Annotated in this window: 9 protein-coding genes and 2 CRISPR repeat arrays; all 9 genes read right to left on the reverse strand. The window is 66.9% G+C overall.

Annotated elements, in window-relative coordinates; genetic code table 11:
• Window positions 1-420: 420 nt before the first annotated feature.
• The 9 genes from cas2e to cutA all read right to left on the reverse strand — a co-directional run bounded on the left by cas2e (window position 421) and on the right by cutA (window position 13,008).
• Window positions 421-771 carry a type I-E CRISPR-associated endoribonuclease Cas2e gene (gene cas2e / locus ACWENQ_RS45860; RefSeq protein WP_452419779.1) on the reverse strand — a complete coding sequence of 117 codons (351 nt, stop codon included), beginning with the start codon at window positions 769-771 and terminating at the stop codon, window positions 421-423.
• Entirely contained in the window at window positions 768-1,727 is a 960-nt protein-coding gene (gene cas1e / locus ACWENQ_RS45865; RefSeq protein ID WP_452419780.1) for a type I-E CRISPR-associated endonuclease Cas1e, read from the reverse strand. The genes cas2e and cas1e overlap by 4 nt, the downstream gene beginning before the upstream one ends.
• 4 nt (window positions 1,728-1,731) lie before the next feature.
• Entirely contained in the window at window positions 1,732-2,421 is a 690-nt protein-coding gene (gene cas6e / locus ACWENQ_RS45870; RefSeq protein ID WP_452419781.1) for a type I-E CRISPR-associated protein Cas6/Cse3/CasE, read from the reverse strand.
• The gene (gene cas5e / locus ACWENQ_RS45875; protein ID WP_452419782.1) at window positions 2,421-3,137 is read right to left on the reverse strand and encodes a type I-E CRISPR-associated protein Cas5/CasD; all 717 of its coding nucleotides are present in this window, start codon (window positions 3,135-3,137) and stop codon (window positions 2,421-2,423) included. The genes cas6e and cas5e overlap by 1 nt, the downstream gene beginning before the upstream one ends.
• A complete protein-coding gene (cas7e, locus tag ACWENQ_RS45880) occupies window positions 3,134-4,321 on the reverse strand; it encodes a type I-E CRISPR-associated protein Cas7/Cse4/CasC (protein WP_452419783.1) in 1,188 nt (395 codons plus the stop codon). The genes cas5e and cas7e overlap by 4 nt, the downstream gene beginning before the upstream one ends.
• The gene (gene casB / locus ACWENQ_RS45885) at window positions 4,321-4,992 is read right to left on the reverse strand and encodes a type I-E CRISPR-associated protein Cse2/CasB (RefSeq protein WP_452419784.1); all 672 of its coding nucleotides are present in this window, start codon (window positions 4,990-4,992) and stop codon (window positions 4,321-4,323) included. Before casB ends, cas7e begins: the two co-directional genes overlap by 1 nt.
• Window positions 4,989-6,668: a type I-E CRISPR-associated protein Cse1/CasA gene (gene casA, locus ACWENQ_RS45890; protein ID WP_452419785.1), complete on the reverse strand. Its 1,680-nt coding sequence runs from the start codon at window positions 6,666-6,668 to the stop codon at window positions 4,989-4,991. The genes casB and casA overlap by 4 nt, the downstream gene beginning before the upstream one ends.
• Entirely contained in the window at window positions 6,658-9,522 is a 2,865-nt protein-coding gene (gene cas3 / locus ACWENQ_RS45895) for a CRISPR-associated helicase Cas3' (RefSeq protein ID WP_452419786.1), read from the reverse strand. Before cas3 ends, casA begins: the two co-directional genes overlap by 11 nt.
• A gap of 396 nt (window positions 9,523-9,918) precedes the next feature.
• A CRISPR array of direct repeats spans window positions 9,919-11,899; the repeat unit is 29 nt; unit sequence GTGCTCCCCGCGCACGCGGGGATGGTCCC.
• A gap of 91 nt (window positions 11,900-11,990) precedes the next feature.
• Window positions 11,991-12,446: direct repeats of the CRISPR family, unit length 29 nt; unit sequence GTGCTCCCCGCGCACGCGGGGATGGTCCC.
• A gap of 238 nt (window positions 12,447-12,684) precedes the next feature.
• Entirely contained in the window at window positions 12,685-13,008 is a 324-nt protein-coding gene (gene cutA / locus ACWENQ_RS45900) for a divalent-cation tolerance protein CutA (RefSeq protein ID WP_452419787.1), read from the reverse strand.
• Window positions 13,009-13,146 lie beyond the last annotated feature (138 nt).

The raw sequence follows: 13,146 nt of genomic DNA on the forward strand, positions 1-13,146 counted from the left end.
TCCCACTCGGCGTTCGTCAGATCACCACGACCCATATGCCAAGAGTGACAAGACCAGCGCTCACCGTCAGGAGATCTAAGAAACAGCTCCTAGAGGCGGCCGGCCACCCCGTCCGGAGTCGGGGGACCATCCCCGCGTGCGCGGGGAGCACGCGGGCACGGCCCCGGCCGGGATCGCGGGTCGGGGACCATCCCCGCGTGCGCGGGGAGCACGCGCTCGCGCACGCTCGCGGCTACCGGTCCGAGGGACCATCCCCGCGTGCGCGGGGAGCACACTGAGCGACCTGCGCCTTTAGGCGATCGACAGGCCAATTCCGAGTACTTTCAGCGAATTACACAATTCGGACATAGCGACGGCGGCTCGCCCGGTTCGCCGAAGGATCTCCAGCTCGACTCCAGGTTGCTGGGTTGCGTACTGGCCTTAATTTTGGCGGTATCGGCGGCGTTTGGCCGCCTTGCTCCATCCGCTGGGCGGAGGAGCCGATGTGACTGCAGGCCGGTCTTTGGGCCGACGGATCAGCACCAGGCCGTCGTGGTCGATCGGATGCCAACTGTGGTCGTGAGTTTCGAAGGCGAACCCTTGTTCATTGTTTGTGGAGTACACCAGCAGTGCTCGTCCGATGTCCGCGTACTGGCGCACTTCTCCCCACAGGGCCTGTCGAATGCGTGCGGAGGGACCCCCGATGAAGACGCCGGGCGAGATCTCCAGCAACCACCGGGTGAGGAAGCCACGCAGCCCGACCGGGCAGCGGGTAAGCACGATGATGGTCACCAGGGCACCTCATCGCTGTCGGGAAGATCAACGGCGTAGTTTCGGCCAGCAGTCAGCTCTATCCCGCGATCGCTTTGCAGGGTGACGCGATCGGTGTCCTCATCAGGTCCGGCACCGGGTAGCAGGAGTTGCTTGATGTCTTCCACGCACCGCTTGAGCAGCCCGACCTTGTTGACCTGGTCGCGGATGGCGCGGCGAGTGCGAGAGCCAACGTCGTCAGGGCCTTCGGCGGCCACATCGAAGGCGATCGGGATGGCTATCTCGGTTTTGTACAGGTCGGCGATGTCCAGGACGAAGGCGAGTTCGTGCCCCGAGTGGATGAAGCCCAGGCCTGGGGAGCAGCCGAGGGCGGCGACGGCGGTCTGGGCGATGCCGTACATGCACTGGGCGGCAGCTGTTACCGCTTGGTTGGCCGGATCGCCAGAGGAGAACTCGCCGGGCAGGTACTGGCGGCCGTTCCAAGCGATGCCGGTCCTGGCGGCGTGGTGACGGTAGCACGCCTTGACGCGTCGTCCTTCTCGGCCGAGGAGTTCATGCCGCGTCAGACCTGCGGGTTCTTCATCGGGAAAACGCATTCGATACATCTGGCGAGCGGTCTCCAGACGCGTGCGTTGGTTGGCCCACTTGGTGGCCTGAGCTTCGACGAGGGCGGAGGAGCGATTGAGCGATCTTCCGCCTGAGTAGAAGCGGACGCCCCGCTCACCCACCCACACGACTCCGGCGCCACTGTCGCCCAGCACGCTCATGGCCTGGTGGGTTACTCGCGTGCCCGGGCCCAGAAGCAGGGTGCCGATGGTGGCGGAGGGGATATGAATCACCCCGTCGGCGTCCTCGGCTGTCAAGGCATTGTCTTCACGGTGGACGGAGCAGCGCTCGAGGTAGACGAAGGAGAGTCGGTCCGCCATCCGGGTGAGTTCGCGTGGTGACGAGGCTCCCCGCCTGCCTACGGTGGCCACGTTCTCACACCGCCGCGAGTGTCATCAGGCCGCATCCGTAGGCTTTGGCCCTGCCCAGCCCGTGGGTGAGCGTCCGCCGGAAGGCTCCGACATCGGTGATCTCCAGCAGTCCATCGTAGGTGACGGTCATCAGGGTGACGGGACGGCGCTGGCCGGACTTGCCGAAGGCGAGCTGGCGGCGGTTGTGAATGACGAGCTCGTGCTCGTCTCCCTCTGGGAGGTGTCGCCGGTGGGGTGGTTTGGGCAATACGGCGAATCCGGCGCTTTGCTGACGCTGCAGCAGCCAGTTGGTCTGGTGGCGGACGCCGATGTGTGCGGTGATCTTAGTGGGTTCGTCGTCAGTACGGCGCGCGGTGTGGACGGGGTTGGCGGTGAGGCGGAAGGACCACCGGTCCCCTACGGCCAGCCTCGACAGGAGTGGGGTGTATTCGAAGGTGTCCCAGCTCCCGGTCTGGGGCCAGCCCGCCTGCTCGACGAGGTGGGTCAGGTCCGGTTTGTCCGGACTGACGATGTAGAGGTAGGTCTCGGCCCGGCTGATGGCGTCGATGCGCCAAAGCACTCTGGGGCCGTTGCCCGGTTCGGGCGGAGTTTCAGCGAAGGAGGACATCACCGCAGCGTGCAACATCTGCGGGGAGGACAGCAGTCGGCGGGCGCCGATGCGAGCGGTGTTAAGGCGAAAACGGGTCAGATTCATCACGCGCCTCCCAGGAGCGCGGTCGGGTCGTGGTGGTAGCTGGCCGCGGCGAAGCGGGCGACTGCCGGGTTGGGTATCTCGGTCCAGGTCTCTCGGATACCGCGCAGCGCATACTGCCGATGGCGAGCGTCAAAGGTCACCGGTTGATCGCGAAGAGTGCCGGTAGGCCCGTCCTCAGCCGTGGATTCCAACAGGATGTCCAGCCTGATAGTGGGCTGGCGGGGATGACGGCGCTGGTACCAGCGGGCTGCATGCCACTCCTGCTCCTTCAACGCCTCTTCCAATGCCTTGTCATGGTCCACAGCCAGATCCAGTCGCCTGGCGGGCGGGCAGGAGCGACGGCCAAGGTAGGGCAAGAACACAGGATGGCGAACGGCCTGGTGAAGTCGCTCGATCAACTGACGGTCGCCTTCGACAGCCGCCAAAAAGACGGCGTCGGCAAGGAAATAGCGTTCAGAGACGGGCAACGACTCGCCGGTGAACCGCTGTGCGGTGTGGTAGTCACGCAACAGTCTGCCGGGCTGATCGAGGCGGACCCCGAAACGCAGCGCGGCTAGATCCGAGACATCCTCGTCACGGCGGCGTCCGAGGGCAGCAGCGAGCAGGCCGATCACGCCGCTCTTGGTCGGGGCGGCCTCGGTGGAGCGGCGAGCGAAGCGCGAGCCGACCCCCCACGACTGCAGGGGGCCGGCCAGTTGCAGCAGCAGGACGCTCATACGCCGTCCTGTCGCCGGGCGACCTCCGTGCCCACCGCACTGACCAGCTCGGTCAGCGAAAGCTCTGTGCCGAGCCCGGACAGCGCCTGGGTATTGGGGCCGACGCGCAGAAGCCAACTGGGGCCTTCGTCGGCCAGGCCATAGGCGCCTTCGATCTCGGGTATGTATGAGGCCAATCGCTCGCACGCCTGTCGGAGGTGGCCGCCGGTTTCCGGCTCGGCCCGGCACGGTTCTTCGAAGGCGGCGACGACATTGATAGGCCGACTGGTGCGCAGCTTGACCAGGACCGCGTCAGGCAAAGTGTGGTTACCGAAGGTGTTGATCTTGCCGGTGGGCATCGAGGTGATGAAGCCGTGGAGAAATGCCTCTACGGCCCGCTGGACCGGCTCGGTGATCGGCTGGTCGTCCCGTAGGCCGGCGCCCAGGTTGTGGCGTAGCAGGTCGACGTCGACAGCGGCGTATCGGTAGAGGGTGGCGGAGTTGAACTCGACTGTGCCGATCATGCCAGCGCCCTGGTCGTCGGTCTCCCGGGTTTTGTAGTCGTCGACTGCGGTGTAATAGTCGGACTCGTTCTCCACCCGGTGGACACTGATGGCATGTGCAACCTGCGCGGCTGCGTCAACGTTGATGTCGGCGCTGTCGGCCACCATGCGGCCGAACAGAGCGATGTCGACTGAGTGACGGGTGTTCGCGATCTGCCTGGCGTGATCCTTGGCGACCTTGTCCTTGAAGAAGGCCTTGATGTCGTCGCGTCCCTTGATGGCGAGTTCGGCCAGGCCGTCCAGTTGGTGGGCGCTGAGGAACAGCAGATACCTGGACTCCGGCGCGGGGTCAGGCCCTTCCTTGCCGGCGTTGCGCTTCGGAGTATCGATCTTGGATCCGGTGGCGACTTGAACGGTTTCGGCGGCCAGGGCCCAAGCTTGGCTCTGCTCGATGGTGTCGTCAACGTGGCGAATGCGGTCGGCAAGCAGTTCGGCCACTTTGCGGGTGCGCACCCCCAACTCCGCGGGGTCCAGCAGGTCGTGGAAGGCACGCCGGGTGGCGCGTTTCCATGCTTGGCTGGAGACGCGGGCACGCAGCACCCCGCCATACAAGGCGGTTTTGGGTGTGCCGGTGTCGTCCCGGTTGAGGCAGCTCGGGGGAACGGTCTGCAGCGCGTGAAGCTCCAAGATCGTGCGCGTCATCAGCTGTCCTTCTCGGTGGGAGTGACCATGGTCGGGGTGGCAGCGTCATCGGACGAGGTGTCGTCGGTTGGGGTGATGGCAGGGGGCCGGTATGCGTGGAAGCTGCGGCCCCAGCTTTGCCGTACCTGACGCATGCCTTCAGGATGTTGGGCTTGATACAGCTGGCCGGCCAGCAGCGCATAGTCCAGCGGGATCGACTCTCCGTGCAGCAGGGAGACGATCTCGCGCAGGCGGTGGGCCAGGGTGTGGCTGGTGCCTGCGGTGCCCACGCGCACGAAGCGGCGACGGATCGGCTCGTCGATTTCTCCGCCGGGCATCAGGCGGCGGACAGCTGTCCCTAGTTGGATGTGCGCCCGGTGCATACCCATGCTCGTAACTGACTGCTGGTGCAGTGCGTACAGCGTGACGGCGAGGAACAGTGCGGTCTCGGCCCTAAGCGCCTCTGGTTCGGGCAGATCATGCTCGTAGAGGCGGCCTGTTCCGGTCATACCCCACAGATCGGGCACGTCTTGGGGCAGTTTGCCAGCGCCTCGGCGCAGCCGTGCCATCAACGCGACCGCCCAACTTTGATCAGCGAGGTAGTCCTTCTGCAGGTCAGTGATGAACTCATCGGCAATGATCTGGAGGAGGTCCTTCACCGAAGGCTGGGTGGGGGGTGCGGTTGTGGTCATGAAGGTGTCTCCGCGCTGCTGTGTAGGAGGTCCCCGGCGGTCGAGGGTTGGGCACCCGGGAGGGTGGCGCGGAGCCTGGCGCGAAAGCTCAAGTCCGCCTGCCCTGCTGTCAGCCACAGATCCCGGCCCTGTTTGGTCGTGATGACGCGTCCGGCCCAAGCGGCGTCCGGGGCGGTTGCGAGCAGCGCCTCGCCGCAGCTGAGCATGAGGCGGTGCGCTTTGCGCTGCCAGGCCTCGCGCTGCTGCTGGGCAGAGTCACGAGGGCTTAGCTGAGCGAGCCAGGCGCGGAACGCTCCATCCAACGCTGCGAAGCCCACTGTCTTGGCGGCGGTGCGTGGCGCCTCCGCATCCGCCCCGGAGGCACGCGCAAGGTCGGCGGCCAGATCGCCGAGTGCGGCGACTGCCATGTCGGCGTCAGCGACCGCGTCTATCGCGGTCTGGCCCAAGCCCGTATCACTGCGATGCAGCAGGATCACCGGCATGGCTACCTCATCGTCGATGATCTCGTCGATGACCGACTGCTGCGTGCCGTAACCGACGCCGAACAACCTGGCGCGAATGAGGAAGTCGGGTGGCAGGTCACCTTCCACGGTCAGCCTGGCGACCCAATCCAGGATGCGTGGCCGGACCAACTCAGCGGATTCCTTGCGCTGCTCGGCCCCTTCCGCTCTTCCGGCGACCAAGGCACCCAACCCGCGCCAGGCGGTCCGGGCGGGATCGTGCTCGCGCGGCAGGTACACCTGGGCCTCGCCCAGTTTCTTCTCCTGCGCAGGGCTGCGCCGCCAGCCGGTCATCGGCTCCTTCAGGTGCAGGTTGTGCGGCGTGAGGGGGTCGCCGTAAGCCAGCACCGCTCCGCGTACTGCTTCGGCGTCGAAAGCCAGCCGTATGCGCCGGGACTGCCAGGTGTACAGATCACGCGGCCCGGCCGGTCGCATTTTCAGCTCGATCGGGTTCGCCGCTTGCGGGCCCGGCGGCGTCTGCCGCCAGGCCGGGAGATCACGATCAGGATCGACGTCCAGATTGAATGTGTCGAAGGCGATCAAGTTGAGCAACAGCGTCTCGCTCAGGTTGTCACCCTCTGCCAGCACCCCGCCGAGGTTGCCGCACCAGGCGACGCCGAGCGGATAGACCTTGCCGCTCTTGACGCGCGGGTCGCCCTTCGCGCCGGTCTTGATGCCGGAGGTGTCGAAGGCGTGCGCGTGCACCAACCAGCGGGCTGCCTCGGCGAAGTCGAGCCGATCGGCTCCACGCGCCCTCATGGTGAAGAACGGCGCCCCATTGGGCACATCTGCGATCAGGCGGTCCAGTGAACTGATCTCGCCGGTCATGGTGCACAGTCCGGCAGTCTGGAAGAACGGCGTATCCGGGTGGAGCAGGTCGAACCGGCTGCGACAGGCATCCAGATACTCTTCGACACGGGCGGTGGGAAGGCCGTCGTTCCACAGCTCGTTCCAGTCCTGCAGATCCCGCGGCCCTTCGATCGCGTCGTGCAGGATCGTCAACAGCAGTCGCATGAGCGCAAACTCTTGGGTGGGCACATCGCCTACCACCCGGCGCAGGTCACGCGCCTGGGCGAAGATGCCCCTCAGCGACAGCAGGTCGGCGCGGCCATCATGGCGTTGTACTGGTAGCCAAGGACTGCTGGTCAGATCAAAGGACGCTCGATCATTCGGCACGAGCCACCTCCAGGCCGTCGGCAGTGGTGTAGTGCAGGTCGTAGCCTGCCAGGCGAGCCCGACAGTTCTCATCGAGCAACAAGATCAGCTCCCCGGCCAGCCAAGGACTGTCAGGCGTCTGCCAGTCCGGGATGCACACAGCCTCAAGTTCCTGGATGGCCCGGTCGATCGTCGGGGGGACGGAGAAGTGAAAGGGCAACCGAAGACCGCTTGCGGCGACGATGCGGGCCAGCCTTGGCTCGGGCGCAGACTCGGTCGGCAGCTTCCGCCCACCCCGGCCTTTGCTCAGTCCCGGCAGCGTGGCCAGCGTCCCGTCCGATCGACGCTGCACGACCAGCACCTCAAGAGACTCCGCCCCATCGCGCACCTGAGCGCGTCCGCGGCGGGTTTCCTCGGCATCCCCGACGCCGGCGTCCAGCCAGCCCACCAGCGCGCGGCCCTCTCGTCCGACCTCTCCGAGCTGAAATGCAGCAGCCTTGACCCGCTGCTCCGCCTGGTGTAGTTCCTCGCTCTCAAGCGCCTGAGCCATGGCCTCGCGCCAGGCCTCCGGCCCAACAGGGTCAGGCCCATAGGCCCCCTGGATCAGCGGGCTGATGTCCTCCGGCAACCTCAGAATCCGGCCCGATAGGTACGGCTCCAGCACGGCAGCCGACCTCAGCAGTGCGTGCAGCCGGTAAACGCGACGCGAACCAGATACCGGCTGCACCGGAACCGCCTGCCAGTCCGTGCCAGTCACCAGGCAACGCGGGGACCGCAGCCTCGATGGCCGTTCACGCACGTGGCGGTGCAGCCGTCCCAACCGTTGTAGCAACAGGTCAACCGGGCAAAGATCGGTCACAAGGAGATCGAAATCGATATCCAGGGACTGTTCGGCGACCTGGCTCGCCACGACCACGTGCGGTTTTGTCGGGCGGCCCACACTCTTGCCTGGAGGACCGAAACGCTCCAGCAAATCGACGTCTTTCTCCGCTCGGTCCAAGTCCACGAACCTGGCGTGGGCCACCGTCACACCCTCTGGTCCGAATCGCTCCCGCAACGCCGCGGCCGTCTCCAACACCCGGTCCACCGTGTTACGCACCACCAGAGCACAGCCACCTTCGGCCAGTTCCTCGGCCAGGCGATCACACAACCTGCTCAGATCGTCGTCCAGCCGCTCCAGCCGTACGTGTGACGTCTGCGCAGAGCCCGAGACTTGCACGGTCCTCGCCGACCCGCGCGGTTCCACAGCAGTCAGCAGCGGATAGGCGTGCGTTGAGACCGCTTCCGGATCGTCTGTCGCGCCAGCGTAGGCGGCGGCCAGAGCACGGCGACGCCCCGCCGGCAGCGTGGCCGACAACACCACCACCGGTACCCGGTAGGCGCCCAACCAGGACAGCACCCGGTCGAGGTAAGAGTTCATGTAGGTGTCGTAGGCATGCGCCTCGTCGATGACGACCACCTTGCCTGCCAGCGCCAGGTGCCGTAGTGCCAGATGTCGGCTTTTGAGACCCATGAACAGTAACTGGTCAACCGTTCCGACCACGAAGGAGGACAGCATGCCTTTCTTCCTGCCGCGGAGCCACTGATGGGCGATCAGATCAGCCGAGGACGCCATTCGATCCGCACGACGGCTCCACTCGTCTCCACCCCCATCAACATCAACTTCGCGTACGGCTCGCCGACCAGCACGCACCAGCTCGGCGAAATCCTCGTTCAAGGCCGCCTTGGAATGCGCGAGAAGTACCGAACGTCTGCCCTGACCAGCCGTCACCTGACGCAGCCAGGCCAGCATGCGAGGAAACATCGCATTGCCCGTCGCCATCGTGGGCAGCGCGACGAAGCAGCCGCCCGCTCCCGACTTCGCCGCAAAGGTCTCCGCCACCGCCAGCGCCGCCTCGGTCTTACCCTCCCCCATTGGCGCCTCAATGATCATCAGCCCGGGGGCCGTCATGGAGCGTGCCAACTCCACCGCGCGCACCTGCACCGGACGCGCATGTGCTCCCACTGGTAGATCGAAACGTGAGGCGAACAACGTATCCGGGTCGTCCACCGGCTCATGAGGACGCCATGGCTCCGGCAGATCCAGGCCACGCCAGGCCGCCGCCACCCGCTCCGGCCCGTTCTGATGCTCGGCTTGCGGGAAGTACGGAAACAGATCGGCATTGCTGGCGATCCAGTCCGCCACAATGACGAGCCCGGTCAGCAACACCTGCGCCGGTTGTGTGACCTTGACCTTCTGCCAGCCCGACAGCAGGTGTTGCATCCCGCATGCCTCGGCAATGTGGTCCAACAGCTCATGCTGCACAGCCTTCCAGAGCTGCGCGCAATCCGGTGTGCGTAGCAGATGCGGTCGCACGTTCAGGTTCCGAATATCGTCGAACGTGGGCGGCACCCCGTGGTGGCCACCTGCGATGATCCCCACCTGTATGGTTGCCGAACGCGCCCAGCCGTACCGCTCGACCAGCCACTCCTGCAGCAGCACCTGACCTGCGAGGCCGTGGCGCGCGAGTTTGCGATCAGACAGCCGCTTCACATCCGGCATGTCCAGCCCGGCTGCCCGCATCGTGTCCGCCAGCCCGTCCACCTGGCAAGCGAACGCCGGCGAGGCCTTGCCTATGTCATGCACCGTCGCGAGCCAGATGGCCAATCGACGTGCCTCTTCCACGCCGCCTGGGAGGTTCTCAGCCACGATCCGGTGCACCTGATCTGGAAGCCACCGGTCCCAGAGCAAGCCGGCCACCAGACCGCTGTCGGCCATGTGGCGCCATAACGGCAACCATCCGTCGCTGACCCGGTCATGCTTGGCCCACACCGTACGAGCTGCCACCGACAACCCGTCACCCAGACGCTGCAGAAACGGCTCCTCATCGAGCATGCCGATCATTAAAGGGCACGCGCACGATCGCCCTGCACAGAGTCACCGATAATCGGCGAAGAAGTACGCCGGAGGAGGAAGATTATCCCCCGGCGCGAAAGATCGGCCCCACTACGCGGCGGTACAACGTACGCCCAGACGAGGACGATTGAATTGGAGACATCCATACAACAGGGGCCCAGCCGAATACCGCCCTACAGGGACGACGCCGACCGAATGAACGTAAAAGGCACACAACGGGCTAATTGGCGATAAATCCCTTCGGGCGGCTTGATAACCGCCCCCCGACCGGCTGCTAGATACCCATGCAACGAAACGACGATGCCCCCTATGTCCGATTCTCTAGAAGTGCTCGAAACCCGCCCCTCCCGCGGCCATTCGTGCAGGTGAAGCAGAGTGCTCCCCGCGCACGCGGGGATGGTCCCAGCTCCAGCTCGGCCAGGCCACGCTTGATGTCGTGCTCCCCGCGCACGCGGGGATGGTCCCAGCAGCGGGAGACAGGCGCACGCCGCATCCTCGTGCTCCCCGCGCACGCGGGGATGGTCCCGAAGAAGCCCCGCCCACCCTCCGAAGAGGATGGTGCTCCCCGCGCACGCGGGGATGGTCCCGCCCAGCACGCGGCGGCAACCGCGATCAAAATGTGCTCCCCGCGCACGCGGGGATGGTCCCCCACGGCTGCGCACACATCGCCGCCGTCGGCAGTGCTCCCCGCGCACGCGGGGATGGTCCCCGCGGCGGCGGCGATCGTGACGCCCTGTTCCTGTGCTCCCCGCGCACGCGGGGATGGTCCCACCGGGAGAGTTTGGGCGACCAGCTCGATCACGTGCTCCCCGCGCACGCGGGGATGGTCCCCGGCCACCCCGGCCGCCGATCCTCAGCCCACTGTGCTCCCCGCGCACGCGGGGATGGTCCCCGCTCGTACTTTTGGCCGGGCTCGATGGGCTTGTGCTCCCCGCGCACGCGGGGATGGTCCCGGACGACGGTACACCTCGACCATGTCCACGCCGTGCTCCCCGCGCACGCGGGGATGGTCCCGGGCTCGGCGACTGGGTCAGGTTCGTGCTCAAGTGCTCCCCGCGCACGCGGGGATGGTCCCCTGCTGATGCAGACGGCGTCAACGCTGGGGGTGTGCTCCCCGCGCACGCGGGGATGGTCCCGCGGTAGCCGCCGCGGCGATCGGCGTGTGGACGTGCTCCCCGCGCACGCGGGGATGGTCCCCTTGTCCTGCGCCTGCCGAAGGTCGTCGAGGGGTGCTCCCCGCGCACGCGGGGATGGTCCCGCGGTTCTAATGCTGGTGCTGGCGAACAGTGTGTGCTCCCCGCGCACGCGGGGATGGTCCCGGTTCGGGCTGTGGGGGCTTGGCCGCGTTCTTGTGCTCCCCGCGCACGCGGGGATGGTCCCGCCCGGAAGTTCGTGGCGGAGTTCGGCCAGACGTGCTCCCCGCGCACGCGGGGATGGTCCCATCTGCCTGGACCAGTGGACCACGGCGCATGAGTGCTCCCCGCGCACGCGGGGATGGTCCCGCCCTGGCGGGCGCCTGGAAGGCCATGGAGGAGTGCTCCCCGCGCACGCGGGGATGGTTCCGATCCCGAGAGGAATCTGATGACGATCGTAGAGTGCTCCCCGCGCACGCGGGGATGGTCCCCACAACCGAGGAGCGTCAGCGTGGACGCGCATGTGCTCCCCGCGCACGCGGGGATGGTCCCTGCCGGGAGGGGATCGGGCGTGTCCGGCCGGGGTGCTCCCCGCGCACGCGGGGATGGTCCCGTCTGCGGCTGGACGCTCTCCTGCCACGCCTTGTGCTCCCCGCGCACGCGGGGATGGTCCCCCCTCGTCACGCAAGGCCTTGATCGCCTTGCGGTGCTCCCCGCGCACGCGGGGATGGTCCCCCTGACGTCACGGTCGAGCCGAGTCGGGACCCGTGCTCCCCGCGCACGCGGGGATGGTCCCGAGAGCACCGCGTGAACGAGATCCGCGTAGACGTGCTCCCCGCGCACGCGGGGATGGTCCCGCCAACGGCACCCGGACCGTGGCCCTGCTCATGTGCTCCCCGCGCACGCGGGGATGGTCCCGAGCCGGAGCATTGGCTGCGCCGCCGCCGGGGTGCTCCCCGCGCACGCGGGGATGGTCCCACCCCCAGCGCCTCAGAGTTGATCCGCTTGCCGTGCTCCCCGCGCACGCGGGGATGGTCCCATGGCCGACACCGTCATCCTGGGCCGGGTCACGTGCTCCCCGCGCACGCGGGGATGGTCCCAACGGGATGCGCACGCCGTCGCGAGTCACCAGGTGCTCCCCGCGCACGCGGGGATGGTCCCGGGGACCTCTCGGGCATGACAGGGTTACGGATGTGCTCCCCGCGCACGCGGGGATGGTCCCAGTTCCGAGTCCGCGGTGCGGCAGGCGGCGCGGTGCTCCCCGCGCACGCGGGATGGTCCCTGTTCGCCCGCGACGACGCTGCCATGGCGGATGTGCTCCCCGCGCACGCGGGGATGGTCCCTCGTCGGAAGCGCATACGGCGGACACCTCACCGTGCTCCCCGCGCACGCGGGGATGGTCCCGCCTCACCTCCGGACGATCCAGGCGCGACCTCGTGCTCCCCGCGCACGCGGGGATGGTCCCGGCGACAAAGCGTTGAGCATGTGGGAGGCCAAGTGCTCCCCGCGCACGCGGGGATGGTCCCTCCTCCATGGAGACCGTGTCCGGGAACCGCACGTGCTCCCCGCGCACGCGGGGATGGTCCCGCTCAAACCGTGTACACGTCCCTACCGGCCAGGTGCTCCCCGCGCACGCGAGGATGGTCCCGTGCCGATGATCTGCACGGTGCCGGTGGAGTTGTGCTCCCCGCGCACGCGGGGATGGTCCCAGCAACGGCCAGCTCGGCAAGAAGTGGGGCGAGTGCTCCTCGCGCACGCGGGGATGGTCCTGGCGATCCTCGACCAAGTGCACGCCTTCCAGCCGTGCTCCTCACGCCGCGGGGAAAGACTCGGACCTGGGTCGTACCTGTATTCCACGGACGGGTGCACTCTGTGCACGCGAGGACGTCTCTGGTTCGTCACGATCGCCGCCGTACCAGGGCGGTGCTTGTCCCGGACGCGGAATCGCCCCCGGAGCGCTGGATGGGCGTTGTTCGCCCGCGCATACGCTCATTCCTCGAAGTGCTGATCATGGTGGAGGGTCAGTACTTCGTGTCTCCTCGTTGATCCAGCGCAAGTATTCGGCACTGCCGGCGACGACCTCGGTCGCAATAATCTCGGGCGTCACGTAGGAATGGTTCGCCTTGATGTGCCTCTCCACCTCAGCGAATAGAGCCGTGGTGGTCTTCACCAGGAGTTGCCATTCCTCGGCCTCGTGCATGGACCCCTGCCACCAGTACACCGATCTGATCGGGCCCAGGATCTGCACGCCAGCAGCGAGGCGCTCGACTGTAAGGCCACGCGCCAGCGCCAGCGCCTCCTCTGGTCGCGAGACGGTGGTCAGAACCTGCACGTGCCCCATCACACGAACCTCCCCAAACGCCCATGTCCCCGCACTAGGAGCTGTTTCCTGGATCACGTGCGGAGCCAGATGACCAAGGCTGCGACCGTGACGGTTCCCAGGAAGACGTAGGCGCGTTTGTCGTAGCGG

It is taken from the genome of Nonomuraea sp. NPDC004354 (genome assembly GCF_053602555.1).

Coding starts and splice junctions, on each gene's coding strand:
- cas6e (WP_452419781.1), bottom strand. CDS start 2,421: ATGAATCTGACCCGTTTTCGCCTTAACACCGCTCGCATCGGCGCCCGC.
- cas5e (WP_452419782.1), bottom strand. CDS start 3,137: ATGAGCGTCCTGCTGCTGCAACTGGCCGGCCCCCTGCAGTCGTGGGGG.
- cas7e (WP_452419783.1), bottom strand. CDS start 4,321: ATGACGCGCACGATCTTGGAGCTTCACGCGCTGCAGACCGTTCCCCCG.
- casB (WP_452419784.1), bottom strand. CDS start 4,992: ATGACCACAACCGCACCCCCCACCCAGCCTTCGGTGAAGGACCTCCTC.
- cas3 (WP_452419786.1), bottom strand. CDS start 9,522: ATGCTCGATGAGGAGCCGTTTCTGCAGCGTCTGGGTGACGGGTTGTCG.